18 protein-coding genes are annotated in these 20,727 nt (G+C 52.4%); 5 read left to right on the plus strand and 13 right to left on the minus strand.

Annotation, left to right across the window (positions count from 1 at the left end; genetic code table 11):
• Window positions 1-67: 67 nt before the first annotated feature.
• The 4 genes from GGE33_RS15030 to GGE33_RS15045 all read right to left on the minus strand — a co-directional run bounded on the left by GGE33_RS15030 (window position 68) and on the right by GGE33_RS15045 (window position 2,197).
• Entirely contained in the window at window positions 68-463 is a 396-nt protein-coding gene (locus tag GGE33_RS15030) for a SyrB-like regulator (RefSeq protein ID WP_183824406.1), read from the minus strand.
• 182 nt (window positions 464-645) lie between these two features.
• The gene (locus GGE33_RS15035) at window positions 646-1,161 is read right to left on the minus strand and encodes a hypothetical protein (protein ID WP_183824409.1); all 516 of its coding nucleotides are present in this window, start codon (window positions 1,159-1,161) and stop codon (window positions 646-648) included.
• Between the two features lie 21 nt (window positions 1,162-1,182).
• A complete protein-coding gene (locus tag GGE33_RS15040; RefSeq protein ID WP_183824412.1) occupies window positions 1,183-1,719 on the minus strand; it encodes a hypothetical protein in 537 nt (178 codons plus the stop codon).
• Window positions 1,720-1,960: 241 nt separating this feature from the next.
• Entirely contained in the window at window positions 1,961-2,197 is a 237-nt protein-coding gene (locus tag GGE33_RS15045) for a hypothetical protein (RefSeq protein ID WP_183824414.1), read from the minus strand.
• Between the two features lie 465 nt (window positions 2,198-2,662).
• Between GGE33_RS15045 and GGE33_RS15050 the strand changes: the two genes are divergently transcribed.
• The 4 genes from GGE33_RS15050 to GGE33_RS15065 all read left to right on the plus strand — a co-directional run bounded on the left by GGE33_RS15050 (window position 2,663) and on the right by GGE33_RS15065 (window position 5,414).
• On the plus strand, window positions 2,663-2,911 hold the full coding sequence (locus GGE33_RS15050) for a hypothetical protein (protein WP_183824417.1): 249 nt from the start codon (window positions 2,663-2,665) through the stop codon (window positions 2,909-2,911).
• A 150-nt stretch (window positions 2,912-3,061) separates the two neighbouring features.
• Window positions 3,062-3,496, plus strand: a complete 435-nt coding sequence (locus tag GGE33_RS15055; RefSeq protein ID WP_183824420.1) for a hypothetical protein — start codon at window positions 3,062-3,064, stop codon at window positions 3,494-3,496.
• Between the two features lie 111 nt (window positions 3,497-3,607).
• On the plus strand, window positions 3,608-3,979 hold the full coding sequence (locus GGE33_RS15060; protein WP_343062461.1) for a DUF488 domain-containing protein: 372 nt from the start codon (window positions 3,608-3,610) through the stop codon (window positions 3,977-3,979).
• A gap of 154 nt (window positions 3,980-4,133) precedes the next feature.
• Window positions 4,134-5,414 (plus strand): Nramp family divalent metal transporter, encoded by a 1,281-nt coding sequence (locus tag GGE33_RS15065; protein WP_183824423.1) that lies wholly within the window; start codon window positions 4,134-4,136, stop codon window positions 5,412-5,414.
• Between the two features lie 151 nt (window positions 5,415-5,565).
• Here the strand turns inward: GGE33_RS15065 and GGE33_RS15070 are convergent, their stop codons facing one another.
• The 9 genes from GGE33_RS15070 to GGE33_RS15110 form a co-directional block, all read right to left on the minus strand.
• Window positions 5,566-7,344, minus strand: a complete 1,779-nt coding sequence (locus tag GGE33_RS15070; protein WP_183824426.1) for an ATP-dependent nuclease — start codon at window positions 7,342-7,344, stop codon at window positions 5,566-5,568.
• A 173-nt stretch (window positions 7,345-7,517) separates the two neighbouring features.
• The gene (locus GGE33_RS15075; RefSeq protein WP_183824429.1) at window positions 7,518-7,763 is read right to left on the minus strand and encodes a DUF2188 domain-containing protein; all 246 of its coding nucleotides are present in this window, start codon (window positions 7,761-7,763) and stop codon (window positions 7,518-7,520) included.
• Window positions 7,764-7,883: 120 nt separating this feature from the next.
• The gene (locus tag GGE33_RS15080) at window positions 7,884-9,524 is read right to left on the minus strand and encodes a Na+/H+ antiporter (protein WP_210303669.1); all 1,641 of its coding nucleotides are present in this window, start codon (window positions 9,522-9,524) and stop codon (window positions 7,884-7,886) included.
• A 195-nt stretch (window positions 9,525-9,719) separates the two neighbouring features.
• Window positions 9,720-13,715 (minus strand): trifunctional serine/threonine-protein kinase/ATP-binding protein/sensor histidine kinase, encoded by a 3,996-nt coding sequence (locus GGE33_RS15085; RefSeq protein WP_183824432.1) that lies wholly within the window; start codon window positions 13,713-13,715, stop codon window positions 9,720-9,722.
• Between the two features lie 413 nt (window positions 13,716-14,128).
• A complete protein-coding gene (locus tag GGE33_RS15090) occupies window positions 14,129-15,262 on the minus strand; it encodes a cupin domain-containing protein (protein WP_183824435.1) in 1,134 nt (377 codons plus the stop codon).
• A gap of 473 nt (window positions 15,263-15,735) precedes the next feature.
• The gene (locus tag GGE33_RS15095; protein ID WP_183824438.1) at window positions 15,736-16,059 is read right to left on the minus strand and encodes a carboxymuconolactone decarboxylase family protein; all 324 of its coding nucleotides are present in this window, start codon (window positions 16,057-16,059) and stop codon (window positions 15,736-15,738) included.
• A gap of 176 nt (window positions 16,060-16,235) precedes the next feature.
• Window positions 16,236-16,376 carry a DUF2474 domain-containing protein gene (locus GGE33_RS15100; RefSeq protein ID WP_183824441.1) on the minus strand — a complete coding sequence of 47 codons (141 nt, stop codon included), beginning with the start codon at window positions 16,374-16,376 and terminating at the stop codon, window positions 16,236-16,238.
• Window positions 16,376-17,386 carry a cytochrome d ubiquinol oxidase subunit II gene (gene cydB, locus GGE33_RS15105; protein ID WP_183824444.1) on the minus strand — a complete coding sequence of 337 codons (1,011 nt, stop codon included), beginning with the start codon at window positions 17,384-17,386 and terminating at the stop codon, window positions 16,376-16,378. The genes GGE33_RS15100 and cydB overlap by 1 nt, the downstream gene beginning before the upstream one ends.
• A gap of 1 nt (window position 17,387) precedes the next feature.
• Entirely contained in the window at window positions 17,388-18,824 is a 1,437-nt protein-coding gene (locus tag GGE33_RS15110; RefSeq protein WP_183824447.1) for a cytochrome ubiquinol oxidase subunit I, read from the minus strand.
• A 373-nt stretch (window positions 18,825-19,197) separates the two neighbouring features.
• On the opposite strand from GGE33_RS15110, the gene GGE33_RS15115 reads away from it, so the two are divergent.
• A complete protein-coding gene (locus tag GGE33_RS15115; protein ID WP_183824450.1) occupies window positions 19,198-20,439 on the plus strand; it encodes an ATP-binding protein in 1,242 nt (413 codons plus the stop codon).
• Window positions 20,440-20,727: the final 288 nt, after the last annotated feature.

Below are 20,727 nucleotides of genomic sequence, written 5' to 3' on the forward strand. Positions count from 1 at the left end.
CAATATAATTGGTCCGGCACAATTACTCATAATAATCAGCTTACATATAGGGTAGCGCTGGAGGCTGTCAGCCTTGGCCCAAACGCTTACGCAAGTCGGCGTTTTCAGCATGGAGCCTGTCGAACAGCTGCTTGCGAAGCGTCTTGTTCTCTTCTTCAAGCTTCAAAAGAGAAGCGATGTCGTCGAGAGGCTCCGCGGCCGTCGGCGCCGTTTTGACTGCCGGTGCGGTGCGCGAATTTTTCCTGACTTGCTTACGTGCCTCAGGCTTTGCCTCAACCACAGCTTCTGTCTTTGAACCACGCTTGGCGCGGGTTTTCTTGACAGGTGCATCAGAAACAACCACGTCGCTAACTACGGTCTTGGGACGGCGAGGTTTACGGGTTTTCTTTGTTGCCGGAGCAGTGTCTGCTGCGTCAACCGAAGTAGCGCTTGCTACCACATCTGCATTGTTCACGTCGGCCATAAGTCAACTCCTGTTTTGTATAGCGCCGTAACTAGGAGCCTATTATCCTCGTTCAATGTTTCGCTTTTGTTAAGCGATGTTTCGCGTGGTCGTCCACGTCTCACTACAGCCGCGGATAATCGTTGGTTACGTGCGTCGCGCAGGTCGGCCTGTCTCAATCGACATCAAGACTTGCAACACTTTCAACAACACCCACCTCCCTGTCCAATGAGGTCCTCAAACGACTTTCGAGATTCCACATCTACGCGGCTCAAGGAAAGGAGCCTGCCATCACGAAGCCGTTCTTCAACACCATAGACTGAGACCATCAACATCGCCGCAGCCGTACTCCTCGATAGAATTTCCTCAGTCGGCAGGGACAGACCAGCGCTCAAAGTGAGCCTCACCACTTCATCGGTGGACTTGCGTAACCTTGCAGCGGCATCCTCAATCGACAAGTAGCGCTTCGAGACTGCATGCAGTATATCGAATTCGTTTCGAGGATCCGCATGTTCGAAATCCCCCACTAGATAGTAACGCGGCCGTGCCCTCGGAGTTGCCAAACCTTCCAAAATCACCGCGCTACTCGAATGGTAGTCGCCACCAGATGTCGTCCGCCGCTGAGAGCGCGAGCCTGCAACGATTGCCCTCCATACCTTGTTCAAATGCACAATGATCGCCACAAACTTCCTTTGGATTTTTGTGTTGGTCGCAAGCATCGAGGTGCCCTAGACGAAGGCCTAGTCGGCGCTGAAACGGGCAAGCATTTGAGTAAGCATCTCATTCTCTCGTGCCAGCTGATGTCGCCACGAATCCCGAAGCTGCTGATTTTCTGCGATGATCATCTCGATGTCATGGTCGGATACATCACTCGCGGAAACTCGCAAAGTCTGCATTGTCACAGACTTGGAACGGACACTGGCGGCCTTACCATGAGACTGTTTAGCCCTCTTTTTCCGGCGACGTGGTATTTCGGAATTGCTTCGAACCGGGTTGAACGGAGTTTGCTCCGGCATTGCCGCAACCAAATCAGCTTCGTCGGGGATTGTTTCGGCTCTCGTATCTACACCAGGTAGCGGATCAGTTGTCTGCATTGGGTCCGGGAAGTCCGCGACGACCTCAATTGATGGCTCCGCCCCAAATAGCTCTGGCGCTTCAGCTTCGGCCTCCTTGGCCAATGCACTGAAATCCGTATATCCCCATATGGACTTCGGCGGAACAGCCGATCGGCGCCTACCCTTGATCTCGACGACAAATTTACGCTGTTGCGTTTTCATAAGTTCACTTTGCGAAACTGTGGAGCGGATCGAGTAGGCCTAACATTTTTGGAATGAAGGAGCTATCCAGTTCTTGATCTCGATTTTCCGCCGGATGCTCCCGCCCGCAGGGATCACCTAAACGTTCTCAACTACCATACGATCGCCCAACAGCAGCTGCATCGTAGCCTCCATCGATTCTCCGCCCTCTCATTTGCCGCAGCATCACGACATTAAATTCCCAACTTACGGCGGACGCATTTTACGGCGTTTTCGGCGATCTCAACGGCCTACGCGCCTTCTGCTCAAGCCGCCGAATGTCTTCGCGACTAACTAGCAGATTGAGATATTCGTTTCGTAGTTCAGCTATCGGGAGCTCACCGTCTATCCATTGCTCGACTGCATTTTCAAACGAGGGATCACTCTCGAAGCCCAGACCCGCGTCGATCATCTTTTGACGAAGGCTGTTGAATAGCGCCCTCCGCTTATCAGCGCTCATGCGAATCTCCTTGAAGAACTCCGACCTGATTAGACACCGATGGTGGGCGGATCAAACACCAAGGCCGTCCGATATCACACCATACACGAAGATCGGATTTCGAACCCTCATCGTAAGTAGCTAATATCAAACAACCATCTGCATGGTCGTTCGCCCGACACCACGATCAATCCGGAGGAAACCCATCAGATGTCGCTATCTACGTCCATTCCCCCGCAACTCCTATCGGCGCTATGGCGAAACGATCACGGCTGACGAAGCTTCGCACTTCGGCCGAAACTATACGAAGGTCCAGGTAATCGATCCCCATTGACGGAAGTAACTTGACGAGGAGCTGATATCATCATGCTCCCGAGCGAGCTCGAAGGCGCCGAGTTTAGTCGGCGAGCCGGTCAGGAATACGACTGGTAGCAGGCGGTGAACTCGAGCGTAGCCGCTCACCAAACGAACCCGGAGGGTATAAACGTGCTTTTTCTGAACTTTTTATTGGCGGTCGTTGGTTACACAACGGCGAAAGTAACACTACCCATCATCTCCCTGGGCACCGTTCAAGTTCAAACCGCTGACTCTCAAGAAGACGGTTTCAACTGGCTTGGATTCAAACGCAGCGCGGATAACGGCCTACTCTGCCATACTTCCGTTGCAGGTTGTCTCGGTCTCATTCCGTGGATCGCCCTGATCATATTCGGATTGTGGCGTTCCAGGGCGGGGTGAGTATAGCCGATCGTCCCTCACATAACGAACGGCATCCATGACTTGGTCGAGGTACACCATACCAAAGGGTATGAATGATCATCCTAGTGTTCAGTCGACGCATTCTCCACCCGCAGTCATTCTTTGGCCATCAATCGATACGAGGTCAAGATGCTGGAAAACCCGACTTACCCTACCAACAACGCGCTGACTGCTGCAACGAGTGACAGCGATTTTCACTACGCATTACAAAACAGCCGACCAATCGAACGCTCATCTACGCACGTACACCTGCCATCGCAGACACGAGACACCAGCACGCAGATTGCCCCATTCTTCCCCCAGATTATGGGGGAAATGGAGGCGGACATCTCAGACATTGTCGAGTTGACCTTGGCCGAAGCTTTGGCAGACCCGCTCATCGCCCTCCTCAATCAGGCCGACGGCGTGAGCCGCCAGAATTTTGCCTCGACAATGGAACTCGCGCAGCAAACTCACGACGATCACCACAACTTAAAGATCAAAGCGAGAGCAGCCGAACGCAAGAAATTGCTTCATGCCTTCCTGGACCTCCCAATGGAAGCTTGGCCGTCCAGGCACCACTAAATCGCCGATCGCCGCTGCGGTCGCCGACCCACAGGAATCATCAATACTGAGATGCCGAGTGTGACTAGAATGCGCGTTTTAACACTGCGCTGATTGCAGGAGATTGCTGCGGTGAATGAACGATCCCAGGTGTGCCTCAAGAGAATTTACGAGCCGGTCGACGAAAATGACGGAGCTCGAATTCTTGTTGATCGGATGTGGCCCCGCGGAGTTAGCAAAGAGCAGGCATCACTCACAGAGTGGATGAAGGACATTGCTCCAAGTGCAGAACTTCGCCACTGGTTTGACCATAACATCGAGAAGTGGCCGTCGTTTCAACATTTGTATTTTCAGGAACTCGGCCAGGAGCACGACGCAGTCGCAAGACTCATGAGCTATGTCCGAGCGGGTAGCCCGATTACGCTACTTTATGCCGCTCATGACGAGAAGCACAACAATGCTGTCGCGCTCAAAGAGTACCTCAACACCTTGGGACCGTGGTGACCACGGGTTGGAATTAGGGGTATCGGGGGTCCATGAGTGGCGGAACAGGCCGCCTCGATAGACCCAGGTTCCGGCCACGTTCTGGAACGGTACCTTCACATCCATTTCTCTCGGAGAGCCGAGAAATACACACATCTATCAGGAGCTAATTCCAATGAGCATTACAGCCCGACAAACCTTGTCACAGCGAACCGATGACGAGATCAGGCAAGTGCTTGCAGGAAAACGCCACGGAGCTCGCTCGTTCTTTCTCTTTTGTGGCCCGGCGATCATCGCATCGATCGCTTATATGGACCCAGGCAATTTTGCCACAAACATTGAGGCGGGGTCGAGCTACGGGTACGCACTCCTTTGGGTCGTGTTCGTGGCGAACGTAATGGCGATGCTGTTTCAGGCGCTCTCAGCAAAACTCGGTATTGTCACTGGGCGGAACCTGGCTGAGATGTGCCATGATCAGTTTTCGACGCCTACCCGAATTGCAATGTGGATCGTCAGCGAGATTGCGTCCATGGCTACGGATCTAGCCGAGTTCCTTGGTGGCGCGATTGGCCTTTCGCTCCTCTTCGATATGCCTCTCTTGGCCGGTATGGCTGTGACCGCAATCGTCACCTATGGAATTCTGTTGGTCCAAGGGAGAGGATTTCGTCCGCTGGAGCTAATCATCGGTGGGCTAGTTGCCGTTATCGCACTCTGCTACGTGGCCGAGATGTTCTTTGCTTCGGTCTCGTGGAAAGACGTCGCATTAGGGATGGTTACGCCAACTATGCCTGACAGCAAAGCGTTAGCGATCTCTGTCGGGATCATTGGTGCCACTATCATGCCCCACGCTCTTTACCTTCATTCCGGTCTCACCCAACACCGCGCATCCGGCCAAAATGACAACGAACGAGCCAAGATCCTCCGGTATTCGAATATCGAATGCATTGTAGCCCTTACCCTCGCTGGCGCCGTTAATATTGCGATGGTGGTTATGGCAGCAGCAGCATTCCATTCTGGCCATCCAGAAGTGGCGGAAATACAGACCGCCTACCATACATTGACCCCTGTATTAGGAGGTGCAGCGGCGACCTTCTTCCTCATCTCGCTGATGGCTTCCGGCATCTCGTCATCAACCGTCGGTACGATGGCTGGGCAGATGATCATGCAAGGATTCGTCGGGTTCAATATTCCGATCTGGCTTCGGCGCCTGATTACCATGGTGCCAGCCTTTATCGTGGTGATTATGGGAGTAAACTCGACAGACGCTCTCGTCTACAGTCAGGTTGTCCTCTCGTTCGCACTGCCCATCCCAATGATCTCGCTGGTGATCTTCACCCGTAGCCGTGTGATCATGGGTTCGTTCGCTAACAGCTCTCTGACCAACTTATTTGCGGTGATCGCAACGGCTTTGATCATCGGGCTGAATGTTGTCCTGCTCTACCAAACACTCGGTTAGGTACCTGAAGCGTTTACGAACCAAGAGCTCAACAGGGCACTCCGGCGAAGCCCGAAACAGTGCGGTTTTCGATTTCGATCAAAGCCACCCTTTGATCGAAATCCGTCATCGACACGATTTTTCCCTCAGAAATTCTCGTCAACTCACAACCTCAAACAGTTGCGCTGGCGGCTTCCTGCAAGCTTGATGGTGGTCTTGCCTTGGACCAGATCTTGCGTATGAAATCACGGGCGTCTTTCAGCTCAGGATCTGTCTCAAGGTTCCTCTCCTCGAGGACCTTTTCTACGAAGCCAGGACCATGCGACCCGATACTTCTGCAGAAACCCTCGATTTCTCCTACGGGTACGATCCAGAGGCCATGCTTTTCACATGTCGCATTGAGGGCGTCAAACTGCTTGATAGGCTCGCCGCCAGGTAACGCACTACGACCGCTCCTCTTTATGGAGCTCCAAGGCGAGACCGCTCTGAAAACCTCCTTTATAGCCCTTTCTCTATCTTCGGGAAATTCACCTGTTCCAGAGACGCCTTCCAATTGCGCTGCGATCTGGGTGGCGATCTGCTCCGCACTAAGGGGCGGTCGCTGCTTCAAAACGGCATGATTGACGGCTTTCCATGAGTTCTTGATATGTTCCCAATTACCACCCAGTTTCTCAAAAAGGTTCTTAAAGGTACCCTCATCATTGAGGAGATCTATATCCGCAATGACTGAAACAGGCACATCCAGAGAACGCAACGTCTGAGCAAGCTTAGCCATCCTGTGCTTTCCGGCTGTGTGCACGAAAAGAACGTCGGGTCGCCGATCTCCAGATATAGACCGCAGATTTAGGAGAGATTGGTAGAACATGCAGTCTGCGTCAGCTTCGCAGATCACAACGTGCTCGAAGAATATCCCATCGAAAACACGTGAAAACCTCGCCAAGGTATCCTTGGCTACAGCCTTCGTCTGCTCTTTGCTGAGTTCTCTTACAGGGTTGATGTCCCCTTCCCGCCGAAGTCTCACAATTCGAACTTTGTCCGAGCCGCCTTCAATCAAACCATCCAAGACGTCTGTACTATGAGTTGAAATGAAAAGCTGTGAGTTTCCCAGCCTGTTTTCAGCGATGTAGCGTCCAAGGAGCCGCGCCTGCGGCGGATGCAGGAAAGCCTCAGGCTCATCAAGAAATTGTATGGAGTGCGTCTTAGCGGCAAGTACATGCAGCATGACCGCAGCAAAGCTGCGCATCCCATCACCCTGAAGCTCCAACGCGAGGTTAGTCGCCTGAAGAGATTCAACGAACTCCTTCGACAGCTCGTCTTTGCCAGCTGGTACAGAAGGCTTCTTGCCAACGAAAAGGGGGAAGTTGCTGCCACCAGCACGAAATGGAGTGAGGTCTTTACCAAAGGCGTGGAGAAACTTTTCACTGATGTCATCTGCAATCGCAGGATCCATCAGAAGAATATGAATTGGATGGGTTGGTGGCGACCGAAAAAGCGCTAGCGCTGGCGCCGGGTTGGCATCTTGGATGCGCCCTTCAGTTGATATGCGCTTAGAAAAAAACGGTGCCACCGGATGTCGGTCCGCTGGATTGTCAAAGTAATCTAGATGCGATTGATGGATATTGTATCCAATTCCGCCATAATATAATTCATTCGGGGCCCCAGTTTTTTGGGCTTTTGCATCAAGATATGTACGCAGGTCTTGGGAAGTCCCTACTCTGCGCATCTCCGCATGTTTTATCACTTGGCCTGGCTGAGAATACGCTACCCAGGCCTCCAGCTCGCGAAGCGCGGCACTTTTCCCAGCATTGTTTGGCCCAACGAAGACAACAATATCGTCATCATCGAGTGAAAGGGATGTACCATCAGAAAAAGTTATCTCCTCGAACGTGAGGCGTGGGCGCAGTAACTCCGTAATAGCTGCGACTTCGTCAACTTGCTTCTCTACGCTCAATCCAATCCTCCGAACATCTATGCATCGTTCCACGGACAACGACTGCCCTCACCACCAACGTTTATCTCGTTGTCGGGCATTTGCCGTCAATCCATGTTGGGTCGATTGTTCGGACGAACCGCCGCGCACAGTGAAAAAGCAGAAGAGCGTAGGGATCCCGAGATCGAGGATCGTTAGTGGATACTACCATAGACCACAGTTTCAGGCCTATCATCACCATGAGCGACTTCAGTGTGCCATTTTCCGATAGCTGTCTCGTACGTAATAACGGCATCGTTCCCTCCCACGCGCTGGCGGGCCGCGGCATCTCGGGCAGCGTAAAGTGCATCCTCGTGAGTGGAGAAGGTCTCTGACCAGGTGCCGTCAAGTTGGTAAGCCCATCCACCATCATGCATTCCTACCCGATAAATCAACATCATCTTTCATCCTTGTTGCATTGGGGTGCTGCGTACCGATCCCGTTTTAGCTCTCGGTGTATCGGCAATTTCCATAGTTGACCTGCGACAGGCATATCCGACTCCTCGGTGACCGAACCCGCCCTACACAGTCGTCAATCGAGTCTCAGTCAGATCGATGTCCCGAACGAGACGACGGGTGACCTCATCAGGTAGCTTTCTCTCCCGCGCCAGTTTAAAAATTGCGTCTCTCTCAGCCCGAGCTGCGACGAGTCGTAGTCTTCGCTCGATTTCTTCAGACTTCCGCATCGCCTGCGCATCAGACATGGCCGGACGACCGTCAATTCGGTTCCGATAGATTTCCATTAAACGGGTTGCGACATCCGCATATAGATCGGCATCGTCCTTACCCTCGCCCATATTATGCTGTGCTGCTTCAATAGCCTTGATAGCTTCCTGTGCAGCAATTCCCCGCGCTTCATCCTCTGCCTGACGATCAGAGAGTTCACGTGGCAACTCAAGTCCTTTCAAAAGAAGTGGCAAGCCGATAGTTGCCGTGAGCAACGATACAATAATGACGCCCGCCGCTAGAAAGATAATAAGTTCGCGAGCGGGAAACGGAAGACCATTGGTCATAACAAGCGGAAGTGTCAGGACACCAGCAAGCGTTATCGCTCCGCGAACACCAGCCAACGATGCAGCAACCACCAGCCGCCAACTTGGCCGGACGATTGTCTCCCCGCGACGTGCCGCACGGAAAAGTGTGAAGCGCAGTGATATCCAAACCCAAATGAGCCTTAGAATTGCAAGAGCAGCACTTATGGCAAGAACATAAAAACCCAACCAGATCGGATGGAAATGTCCTGTCTCATATACCACGGTGGCTGCTCCCATCGCGATACCTGGTAGCTGCTCGCCAAGAAGAACGAAAATGACCCCGTTCATCGCGAACTGGATCGTATCCCAAACCGCTGCGCGGCGGACACGGGTGACCGCAAGCACCTTTCCACGTTGTTCCTCATAGCCCATTGCAATCCCGGCTGCGACAGCTGCGAGTATGCCCGAACATTGAAGGTGTTCCGCCGCAAGATAGGCGCCAAACGGTATAAGTATGCTGATCAGAATTTGGGACCCCGTCTCCTCGCCAAGCTTCATCGACACCAGATCTTTCGCTCTCGTTACCCCCCACGTGAGAACGAGGCCGATTGCGACACCGCCGATTGCCAGCTGTAGAAAATTCAATGTCGCTTCGCCTGCGGAGAATGTTCCGGTGAGGACTGCTGCCACGGCAAAACGCATGCATACCAATCCGGATGCGTCATTTAGCAAAGACTCTCCTTCCAGAATCCGCAACAGCCTTTTGGGAATGGGGGCACGCGATGTGATTGCGGACACAGCGACGGCATCTGTTGGAGAGAGTATAGCGGCGAGCGCGAACGCGGCGGCAAGCGGAATGCTAGGCAACAGCCAGTTTACGAAATATCCGATCCCTAAGACCGTGAAAATGACTAATCCAACCGCCATTTCCAGAACCGTGGCACGGTCGCGGAGCAAACCCTCCTTCGGTATCCGCCATCCGTCCAAGAAAAGCAAAGGAGGCAAGAACAATAGGAAGAACAGGTCTGGATCGATACTGATTGCCGATCCTGGCACCGCTCCAATCACGGCCCCCAGTGCTATTTGAACGAGTGGCAACGGTATGGCAATTGGCGAAAGTCGAGCGAATACCCCACTGACAACCACCGCCAAGAGGAAAAACAGTGAGATCGTGACACCGGCGATCATGCGTAAAATTTCCTCCCCTGTCTAACGCGGCGGCTTTTTGGCACAGATCGCCATCACTCCAACAACTAGCTACATGCTAACGATAGGGAGCGCGGGCGAGATGGCAGTCAGAGCGCAGGTATCTGCTCTGGGACGTAAGGGATTGGTCAATCCAACGAAAAATGCGTTATTTTTGCCCGTTCGGCGATGCGTTAATCAGTTGGCCGCGATTGGAAGACGGAAGGTCATTGTCGTTCCCGACGAATTCGATGCTCCGATGCTCAAACCGCCCCCGTGGACCTCAGCGATCGTCTTACAGATCGCCAGCCCCATCCCCAAACCATGCCCCTTTGTGGTGAAGAAAGGGTCGAATATGCTCTCTCTCGCGGTAGCTGGGATACCTGTTCCAGTATCCGAAACGGCCAGCACCACATAGGCATCACGCACTTCACTTGAGATACGAAGACGTCGGTTTTCTAGCCCATCCATAGCGTCGAGTGCATTAGTCATGAGGTTCAAAACGACTTGTTGAACCTGTATTGCATCCGCGAATAGCGTCCCGCCCGCCAGTTCACATTCAATGTCAACACCTATCGCTCGCGCGTCCGTCTCAACGATATCAAGGACGCTGCTTACAACATCCGTGAGCTCAAAGAACTCCAATGTTGCTGGGGCTTGTTTCGCAAGAGAGCGAAGCGCGGAGACTATGCCGCTCGCGCGGATGCTTGATTCCTCAATCTTAGTGAAATTCGTAATCGCCTTGTCAACTTGTGGGGGAGACTGGCGCAGCCATCGAATACCTGCATTTGCCTGCGTAACAATTGCGGATAGGGGCTGGTTGACTTCGTGGACGATTGACGCGGCCATCCCTCCGAGTATGGTGATGTGCGAGTTTTTGATAAGGTCTGCCCTTCCTCCTCCCACAGCTGCATCCCGTCGCTTCTGTTCACCGGCAGCGACCTTGTAATCGTCAAGTTGTGCCTTCAGGCGGATTGCTTCTGCCGTGGCAAGCACAAATAATTCGATAGCCTGCTCTGTCTCGTAAGAAAAAGCGTCGCTTACCGCATTGTTCTCCAGGTAGAGGATTGAGAACACTTGGTCCTGTTCTTTTAGTGGGACACAGAGAAGCGATCTAACAGGGCATTCCTTCAAGCTGGTAGCATGAGCGTCGCCTGCTTCAGCGGTGGCATGGCCATAGCGAAGAGAATGCGCGGACTCAACCACATACCGAATGATGGATGAGGGTGCCATCTCATTTGTATACCGTGAAGGCTCAGATGCGATGCTCGTCACGCCATCTCGTAACGATGTATTGGCGATGATAACCAGGTCATTGCCATTGATGCCGATGAGCTGGCCCCTCATAGCTCCAGAAAATTTGATCGCTGCTATAACAAGGTCGTTCGTCAACTCGTCAGCTTTATCTAAGCGAGGGATATTTGCGCTCTGTGCCTCGTTATCGACCCTTTGCGTGAAGATTGGTGCAAACTCGGCCTCAAGTCGATCAACATGCTGGATCGCGCCCCATTTACGGTAGTGTACTTGTGCTTGCCTGATATGTTCGGCGCCCGCGAAAATCAGACCCGTTTCAAGCGACAGTCTTCCAGCTCGTTCATGAGCAAGAGCGAGCTCGTGAAAGAATTCGCCATCCCTCGCGGCCTGGATCGACTGCTCGTAAAATCGCAATGCGCCGAAAAGGTCGCCTGCTGCGCGGGCAGCCTCGGCGTCGATCAGTGCTAACTTGTTGGTAAATGTCGCCGGGTTGTTTTCCGCATAATCGGCTAGGGCTTCTCTGTGTTGAGCCGTCCAATTCTTGATACCAAGTATCCGCTCACACAAGCCAGAATAGAAATGGAGGCAAGATAAATGAATGTGTGCCGGAGTTGTCCAGGCCCACTTCCGTGCCTCAATGAAAAATTCGAAGGCAGCCTCGATTTGCCCGGAATAGAACGCCGTGATTCCTTCGTAGAGGTGCCCCCAAAAAACGAGTGGTGACATCTCAGACGCCTTGTCCGACGTCGCGATCTGGAGAATCCTGCCTCTTTCAAGATCTGAATTTCTCAGGCCGTTCGCGAACTCTTGCTGGACCTGCAGGATCCTTATCACTTCTTCGAAGCCAACTTTGCGTGCCATGGCTAGACCGCGGTTCGCTTCGTTCATAACAACTGGTAGAGGTGCTCCCATTACCAGGAGATTTGAAACAATATGGTTCGTGGCGTAGCATGCCATGCTAACGTCGCCGCTTCGCTTACCATGCTCAAATGCCTCCCTCGCCCGGGACAATGCGTATGAGAGAGGACGTCGCCAGACAGCAACTTGATCCAGAGCAACCAACGCTGCCGTCCGATAGGCTTGAAACGAGGGCATTTCTGATAGTGCTACGGCCGCTTCCGCCATAGACAGCGCCATCGCATAGTCGGAATAGTCGCTCGCAACGCAAACGCCGCACCAGGCGAGTCCATAGCAGGTAGCCTCGCAAACGCCGTACCTCGCTGACAACTCGACAATCTTTGCAACGTGGAGGAATTTCAGGCCGTCATCCGAGAAGAAGGAGGACTGCAGCGTTGCAAGAAGGTCCATTGCGACGACGATAGTCTCATCCTTCAACCGCGGATGCTCACAGATTTGCCGAAGCGAAAAGCCTTCAAGTGCCGACGTAGTCGCATTGAATGCAGAATCTAGGTCTTGTCTCGTGGGCCGCCTTGGTAAATCGATACCCAGACTGGCAAGCCCTCCCAATGCCAGATCAATTGCATCTTCAAACTGGCCACGCAGGATGAGAACGGCTGCCTTCAACCTTACGACACGCGCACGCTCCAATGCGGACACCGCCTGAACCGAAAGCTGTTCAAGTTCCTTGTCGTCGATCGCTGATCCGAGCGCCTCGACGAGGGTTGAACAACGTAGCTCCGCCAGCGACCAATTGAACCCGCCCGATTGTTCGCTAAGCGACAGAAGTTCTATGCCCTTCTCGATATAGCGGAGGGCACTGTCCAATGCTCCGACTGCCTTCGCTATTTTCGCGGCTTTGATCAGTGCTTCAAGCGGAGCCTCGAACTCTTCTATGAGAATCGGATTTTGTTTTGCTTTTACGATCTGCTCGGCCAATGCTAGGTGCTGATCCGTCGACACAGGCTCTGATTTGAGCATTGCCCTGGCAAGAAGCGCGTGCTGGGTTGTCCTCTCCTCTTTTGAGAGGCTAGCGCGGATATGCTCTCTCACCGCATCGTGCGTGAAATGGCATAGAGCCCCATCAGTGCGCACTAAACCTAATGCCACGGCAGGCTCAAGATGGGAAAAGAACCGGTCTGGAAGGACTTTTGCTGCCTCAGTGAGCAGTGTCCGTTCACTTGTGTAGCCAATACATGAAGCCAACTGCACAATCCGCCGTGTGTCTGAGGGCAACTCGGCAACGATACGGCTAAGCAGGGAATTCAAACCCCAGTTTTTTTGGTCTGAAACGAAGTGTGCGATGTCGGGAGCAGTCTCCGCGCGATCAAGGACGTTCAAAATAAGCTGAATATGGAATGGATTCCCCCCAGCCACCGACTGTACCAGCCTCGCCAATTGCTTACTTGTTTCGCCGTACCGCTGCGCCGAGACAAGCCCTTCGACAGCATCATACGCGAGAGTATTCAATAGAATATCTGTGACTTTGACTGCCGTGTCGCCCAGGAAGCTTGATAGGCCCGTTTCACGGAAGTCGATTGCTTCGTCGGTGCGATATGTCCCGACAAGCAGGACATCTCTTATTCCTCGCTCGGATATCGTTCGCATAAGCTGCATTGAGCTGTCGTCAAGCCAATGCAGATCGTCGATGAAAAGAAGAAGCGGACTATTAGGCGATACGGTCGACTGAATTGCGCTGATCAGACGATCTCTGACACGGTTGGGCGCCCCTGGCGTTCCAGCGTCACGCACGGAAGTTATGTCTTCAATATCGCCTGGCGGCAACAGCGCACTCACGGCTTTAAGGACCGCACTGTAAGGCACCCAACGTAACGCCTGGTCGGCTTTTCCGACAGTAAACTTGAGAGTTGGATTTGCGGCTAGAAATGCATTTACAACAGACGTTTTCCCAGAGCCGACCGGTCCACCGATCAAAACGATCTCGCCATACCCAGTCTGCGACACACGCTCGTAGGCGTGCTGCAGCACGCCCAGTTCGGTTTCCCTACCAAAGATTTGGCGGTTTCCAAAAACGTATGTCATCCGTTACCACAGTATGTTTCATAAAATCTCACTCGAAAAAACATTCCGCGATCGGGCTGTCAAAGCGAAATCCGAGAAGGTTGAAACATTTGGTAATCATCGTTCAAAACCAATTCCTTTTGTTCAAAAAAGCAACGGCAATGAACTTACCAACGCCGCTGACAGTCTATCGATCTTGGGATTCATCGCGTATCAATTTGGGCGAATAAGCGGAGTGGACTGGTAGATTCTCGTTGGCATATCGCGGCGCCCTTGCGGTCTTTGTTCGCTGATAGTTTAGTTTTCATCACCACCAGAATGACTGCAATGTACGAGCCTCGGCGTTCTAAATTGGCCCGAATCCGTCTCATAGCTTTCAAAGAAAGGACCTACCAGCTCGCCTGGTAGGTCCTCAGCCCAGGATACGTTACCGATCAGCCTATCACTGAGTTCTTCTCTGGATTAAGCGCCTTCATAACCGTCTCGTTGAGATCGAGATGGCCACGAAGCAAATCCGGAGGCGTTAATGCCATCCAACGGTTCAGGGAGATGTCCGTGCAAAGTCGACTATTGAATACGTTAATGACGATGACGGGTGTCGTGCCGGTGTTTTCGATGTAGTGACCGAGGGTGCGCGGTACGAAGCCAACATCGCCCGGGCGATAGTTGAATGTCCGAGCTTTCGATGTTGCATCGAATACGGTCATACGGGCTTCACCTGCAACGTAATACTGCCATTCGTCAGCATCTGGATGCCAATGCATTTCACGTAGACCACCTGGCTCAATTTCGATGATGAGCGCTGAGAGCGTTGTAACGGGGAAATTGCGTGAGTCGATGGTCTTCACCGTTCCACCGGTGAAGCGCTTTGCCTCTAGCTTGGACGAGGCATAAACGTAAGGTGTGGGTACCGGCTTGTCCGGTAGTTGACTTCTAACCTTCTCCAATGCCTCCGGGATCGGCAGCCGGAAGATGTATTTTTCCTTTTTTGGCAGACTTGCAAAATTCTCGCCAGGGACACCAAAATTCTTAGCCAGCACGCTGAGTGGTGTATGTGCCATGTACTCGGTTATCAGAAGAGTTTCATTCTCTGAGAAGTTGCCGTCGTCGAATACCAGAAGGAATTCTGTACCCTCCTCTAGGCCTTGGATCGAATGGGGGATACCAGCCGGAATGAGCCAAACATCTCCTGGCGCGAGATCGTCAATGGAAAGATTGCCATCAGGGTCGACTGTCGTCAGGCGGACTGTCCCACTCAAAATGTATGCCCATTCCGCCTCTTTATGCCAATGCAGTTCGCGGACTACGCCGGGCCCAAGGCGCATATTAACGCCTGCCATCGATTTGGCGGCTGGGAATTCTCTAATTGTAACTTCCCTCGCCCATCCACCATCCTCAAGTCGGTTATGCGCCATTGAGAACGGAAATTTCAGGTTTGGAATTGAACCATTGTCTGTCTCAGGTGGCATAAGGATATCAGGGTTCTGAATATCCAGTTCGATATTCCGCGGGCCTGGATCATCGGCACCACGCATTCCGCGAATGGGTTGAACTGCTTCGGTGGTCATGAAAGGAATCCTTGGTCAGGAGACATAAGCCCTCACCACCTTCCAGAGACACTTGGAAGGAGTGTGTCCGGTTCTGTCCCGGTGATTAATGAATTTTACGGATCGTACAGCTACAGGCCAAACGATATGCGATTATGTTGGTAGTTACGTGTTTGATCTTTAGCGGTTGCGAGTTCTTATATCATCGGCTCACACAAGCCTGAGCTCTGAGCCTCAGTCAGATTCACCTTCAACGATAATGTAAGCAACTATACCATCGTGTAGCGCTCCGACACTTTAGGTCACAAGCTAGCTCAAAATACCCGGAACAATGCGCTGGACTTGATATACGTCAATTCCAGCGCCGAAGAAATCCTCGGGTCAAACCGCGACATGCAGCCACACCCGAGAAATCAACACTCAGATACCGCGAGACAACTACGAAATTGACCACCGAAGTTTGTGGCTGGCGAATGTCAGTTCCGCTATCCCAACTACCCCTCAAGTGCACCGAGCACGTCGTGCGCAATCGCTGAGGCGCTAATTGCGGCCGGATAGCCACCATAAAATGCGAGATGAGTAATCGCCTCGCTTAACTCCCCCTTAGAGACACCATTTTCGACTGCCCGCCGAAGATGTGCTCCCAACTCCTCTGGTCGGTACATGACCACGAGCGCCGCGACTGTGATAAGGCTACGGTCCCTCTTGGAGAGCCCTACGCGTTCCCAGACCTTTGCAAAAAGGGGATCATCGACGAAATCAGCGAGCGCCGGTGTGAACGCTTTCGCAGCATCGCGCGGACGAGTTTTCTCTGTCATGGCTACATTCCAAGCTGTTAAAGGAGATCAAAAGCTACTTGGGTTATGAAGGGCTCGCCAATTGGCTCAAAGTCTATTCCAACAGAACCTTGGTTTAGGCACCGTGCTTAGCAACGCGCAAAAAGGCTGCCTTACAGCGTAAGGCAGCCTTTTGAATTCTCATCGCGATAAAGAGGCTAGGATGTAAGTCCGGCAAGGGACATAAGGAAGCGAAATGCCATGGCAAACACGCCCAGGCAAACAACTGATAGTACCCAGATTGCGATCATCCAGCCTACTCGCCTGAGCGGTTCATATGACTGAGTTTTACTGGTCATTAGTGATATCCTTCACCCACTGCCTGCTTTCCACGAAACACGTAATAGGACCAGGCTGTGTAAACCAAAATGACTGGAATGATTAGGAGAGTTCCGACTAAGGCAAACCCCATGCTCTCAGGAGGCGCTGCAGCCGCCCATATTGTTATTGTGGGAGGGATTACGTACGGCCACATGCTTATCGCTAGGCCGCTGTAGCCAAGAAAGATCAGGACAAGGGACAGGACGAATGGCGTCGCGTGCGGCTCGCGTTTTTGCAAAATACGCACCTGAAGCCAAGTCGTGGCAACGACCAGCAGCGGCACAGGTGCGAACCAGAAGATATTTGGCCATTTGAACCAACGTTCGGCGACTTGCGAGTGCATAATCGGTGTCCAGACGCTCACGGCGACGATTATGAAAAACAACGCGATCGAAATCCATTGTGCGAGATAGCGCATGCGCCTTTGCAAATCTTCCGCGGTTTTCATTATCAGCCAGGTCGAACCGAGCAGCGCATAAGCGAACAGCAAGGCGAAACCCGTAAAGATGCTAAATGGCGTGAAACAATCGAGGGCGGTTCCGGTGAATGTCGTTCCGTCCAACTCGAATCCGTTGATGAAGGCCCCGAGCGCGACCCCTTGCGAGAAGGTCGCCACGTACGAACCACAGGCGAACGCCTTATCCCAAAATGGCTTGTGGCGATCCGAAGCCTTAAATCGGAACTCGAACGAAACACCTCGCCAGATCAAACCAGCCAACATGAACATTAGGGGCAGGTAGAGAGCACTCAGCAGGAGCCCATATGCCAACGGAAATGCTGCGAAAAGAGCAGCCCCTCCCAAGACAAGCCAAGTCTCATTGCCGTCCCAAACGGGTGCAACTGTGTTGACCATGGCATCGCGCTCTTGGCGATCCTTGATAAACGGAAATAGAATTCCGATCCCAAGATCGAAGCCATCCATAATGACATACATCATGACCCCGAACGCGATGATAACGGCCCAAATCAGAGGAAGATCGATACCCATTTCAAACCTCCGAGGTTCTATGCACTGGGGTGGGGTCAATATTGTCGGGGGCGGCGGAAAGAGGTCTTGATGGTCGGCCGACTTGTCCCGCTGCGTGCGGTGGACCGTCATCACCAAACTCCTTCGGTCCCTGCGCAACCATCTTGAGCATGAACGCGATGCCAGTGCCGAAGACGAAAAAGTAGATTACGATGAACATTATGAGCGTGATGCTCAAGGTCAATGCGGAATGGTTCGATGCAGCATCCTGAGTCCTAAGGATGCCATATACAACCCACGGCTGGCGCCCTACTTCTGTCGTTATCCAACCGGCCAGAACAGCAATCAGACCGGCAGGGCCCATACAGAGGGCAAAGATCAGGAACCATTTGCTCTCATACAGTTTACCACGCCAGCGCAAATATGCGCCCCAGGCTCCGAGCAAGAGCATGCAGATCCCCAAACCTACCATGATGCGGAAAGTGAAGAAGATTATCGTCGAGTTTGGTCGATCCTCCGGAGCAAATTCCTTAAGCCCAGGTATTTTCCCATGAAGTGTGTGGGTCAGAATTAGGCTGCCAAGATATGGTATCTCGATGGCATACTTTGTCTCTTCGGCAGCCATATCAGGAATACCGAACGCAATGAGCGGCAAGCTCGTCGCTCCGGGATCGTTTTCCCAGTGACCTTCGATCGCTGCGATCTTAGCAGGTTGATACTTGAGCGTATTGAGGCCGTGGGCATCACCGACGAACATTTGAATCGGGGCTACGAATAAAAGCATCCATAGCGCCATGGATAGCATTTTGCGGATAGCAGGGGTGGAGTGACCGCGTAGCAAATGCCACGCCGCTCCTGCTCCAACGAAAAGCGCAGTGGACAGATATGCCGCCAAGGTCATGTGAGCCAATCGATACGGAAACGACGGATTGAAAATGACGGCCAACCAGTCCGTAGGAACCACTCTTCCGTTGATTATCTCGAAACCCTGAGGCGTCTGCATCCAGCTGTTTGATGCAAGTATCCATGTCGTCGAAATCAGCGTTCCTAACGCCACCATCGCGGTCGCAAACATGTGCAGACCAGGGCCAACTTTTTGCCGTCCAAAGAGCATCACGCCGAGGAATCCAGCCTCCAGAAAGAACGCTGTTAGAACCTCATAGGTGAGCAGCGGCCCTGTGACGGCACCTGCAAATTGCGAGAAGCCGCTCCAATTTGTTCCAAACTCGTAAGCTAGGACCAACCCGGATACGACACCCATGCCAAAATTGACGGCAAAGATCTTTGACCAAAAGTCGAACAGTTCGAGGTAAACTGTTTTTTTCCGGATCAACCAAAGAGCTTCGAGGACGACCAAGAAACTTGCCAAGCCAATAGTGATAGCAGGAAAGATGATGTGAAACGAGACTGTGAATGCGAACTGCAATCGCGCGAGCTCCAATGCGCTGAAACCCAGCATTTGAGCACTCCCTTCGCTAAAATAGGTCGGCAACGAGCGAGCAAGCTCCGGGCCGCTTTGGCCTTATTGGCCGGACCATTCCAAGATTGCGGCTTCCGGCGATAGCGGCAACTGAACGTTGGTATAGCTTCCCTATGCCAATGCCACATCGTTTCGTCCCTAAGGGCGCCGGGCGATCCCGCTCATTCGTCGTCAGATGAGCCTTCTACGAGCGATTGCCGCCGCCATTTGAACAAAAATGCTCTCAATTCGCGCCCACTTGAAACCTCCGGTCCTAAAATCATTCACGCAAAGTGACGCCTGTTGACTACCGAAGGTACCCGCTGTTTGGTTCGCGTGACGGTGTGAAAATCCCAAAACTCAGGGTGTAAAGATGCTTGATCCAGTCCTAGAATTACGAGACGGACCAACAAATGACATTGGACAGTTCTTTTCCGGCGCTTTGGACTTGTTGGTTGCAACGGTATCATTTTCACACGCGAGAAGAGGCCATTTATTGAGCGTTGAGGATGGAAAGTACGCGTTTCAGCTCTCTGCGGAGGTAAATGGTGGATCTATCACGGTAACGCAAACACCTCCGGTCAACATCAACCGCTTCTGCCAAAAGTTCATTGAGCAAGCCATAGTGAGCGGGAGCGTGATCGCTGGAGAAGGCCAAGGCTTGTGCTGCGAAAACAACCCAACACGTCCTTCAGCAGAAAGTGCGGTTTCATTCTTTTGCGCACCAATTAAGGCTTATGGGCAAGTAATCGCTCTGCTGTATCTCGAATTGAACCAATCTGCAGACAGTATCGACGAGCATGTCTCTGAAGGAATTCAACTATTTACCCTTGGCTTGGGAAGAGGACTCCAATTTAGCGGAGCTATGTTCAAGCAGCCAGATAGCACCACCGAAACGTTCGGTAGCACAGAGACCGCTATAGACAACATCATGAATGGCCTAAATCCAAACGTGCTTCGTGGTGTCGCAGCTTCGATAGCGACTGAAGTTAATGATCTTCTTTCGGCTGTTTCAGCGCACGCAAGTGCGGGGCTGCGATGGTTAGACCATGACGATCCTAAGTTGGATAATGCGAAGCATTCTTTCGGCAAAATAACATCATCTATTTTCCGTGTAGGTGAGATTTTTTCTGCTTATCAGTCGGCGGCGCACTTTAATTCGTCAAGTTACACAAGCTTCAGCCTTCAAGAGGCGGTCACAGAAGCGATCGACCTTCTTCACCCACAACTGGAAGAGTGCGGGATAGTCTGCCAATCGAGGTCTACCGAAAAAATACTCGTGCACGCAGAGAGAAGCCAATTCATCCAGGCGCTTATCAATATAATGAGCGTCGCAACCGACTCGCTGAAGGACCAAAAGATCCTTCACATTACGAGCGAAGCCCATGGGAACTCGTTAACACTCGCAATTGGGGAAGACGGAGAAGGCATTTGCGATAACTCCGCTGATGCGATTTTCGACCCAATTTTCATAACTAAGCGGGGAGCACAGGGAATTAAGCTGGCCGTAGCCAGGACAATCGCTCAATTGCAGGGCGGCGAACTTGACATCAAACGTACGGATCGTGGCGAGATGATAATGATCCTGAGAGTTCCGACGGACGCTTTCAACTAAGCACTAAAGGGAGAAGGTGTTGCGCAAGTAGGTAACTTACCTGCAGATCGAGCCGATCAGCTTCAACGGTTTGCGAGACTTATGGATTAGCTACTTTCCGGGTTGACGAGATCAAGTTAAGGTTGTCATTACGCCAACCCAAGGGACAGCATGCGCTGATCCCCTCACGAGTTCAAGTGTTGCTAGCCACCTACTGGCACCGCAAAATGGAGGCAGAACATTGCGGAACAAAGCTACCCGAACAAACCGTGATATGGATTTCCTAAGGACTTATTCGACACCAGAGCT

Origin of the sequence: Aliirhizobium cellulosilyticum, from assembly GCF_014198105.1 — a bacterium.
Classification (GTDB): domain Bacteria; phylum Pseudomonadota; class Alphaproteobacteria; order Rhizobiales; family Rhizobiaceae; genus Neorhizobium; species Neorhizobium cellulosilyticum.

Coding starts and splice junctions, on each gene's coding strand:
- GGE33_RS15030 (WP_183824406.1), bottom strand. CDS start 463: ATGGCCGACGTGAACAATGCAGATGTGGTAGCAAGCGCTACTTCGGTT.
- GGE33_RS15065 (WP_183824423.1), top strand. CDS start 4,134: ATGAGCATTACAGCCCGACAAACCTTGTCACAGCGAACCGATGACGAG.
- GGE33_RS15045 (WP_183824414.1), bottom strand. CDS start 2,197: ATGAGCGCTGATAAGCGGAGGGCGCTATTCAACAGCCTTCGTCAAAAG.
- GGE33_RS15075 (WP_183824429.1), bottom strand. CDS start 7,763: ATGATGTTGATTTATCGGGTAGGAATGCATGATGGTGGATGGGCTTAC.
- GGE33_RS15090 (WP_183824435.1), bottom strand. CDS start 15,262: ATGACCACCGAAGCAGTTCAACCCATTCGCGGAATGCGTGGTGCCGAT.
- GGE33_RS15055 (WP_183824420.1), top strand. CDS start 3,062: ATGCTGGAAAACCCGACTTACCCTACCAACAACGCGCTGACTGCTGCA.
- GGE33_RS15040 (WP_183824412.1), bottom strand. CDS start 1,719: ATGAAAACGCAACAGCGTAAATTTGTCGTCGAGATCAAGGGTAGGCGC.
- GGE33_RS15115 (WP_183824450.1), top strand. CDS start 19,198: ATGCTTGATCCAGTCCTAGAATTACGAGACGGACCAACAAATGACATT.
- GGE33_RS15095 (WP_183824438.1), bottom strand. CDS start 16,059: ATGACAGAGAAAACTCGTCCGCGCGATGCTGCGAAAGCGTTCACACCG.
- GGE33_RS15035 (WP_183824409.1), bottom strand. CDS start 1,161: ATGCTTGCGACCAACACAAAAATCCAAAGGAAGTTTGTGGCGATCATT.
- GGE33_RS15085 (WP_183824432.1), bottom strand. CDS start 13,715: ATGACATACGTTTTTGGAAACCGCCAAATCTTTGGTAGGGAAACCGAA.
- GGE33_RS15110 (WP_183824447.1), bottom strand. CDS start 18,824: ATGCTGGGTTTCAGCGCATTGGAGCTCGCGCGATTGCAGTTCGCATTC.
- GGE33_RS15080 (WP_210303669.1), bottom strand. CDS start 9,524: ATGATCGCCGGTGTCACGATCTCACTGTTTTTCCTCTTGGCGGTGGTT.
- GGE33_RS15100 (WP_183824441.1), bottom strand. CDS start 16,376: ATGACCAGTAAAACTCAGTCATATGAACCGCTCAGGCGAGTAGGCTGG.
- cydB (WP_183824444.1), bottom strand. CDS start 17,386: ATGGGTATCGATCTTCCTCTGATTTGGGCCGTTATCATCGCGTTCGGG.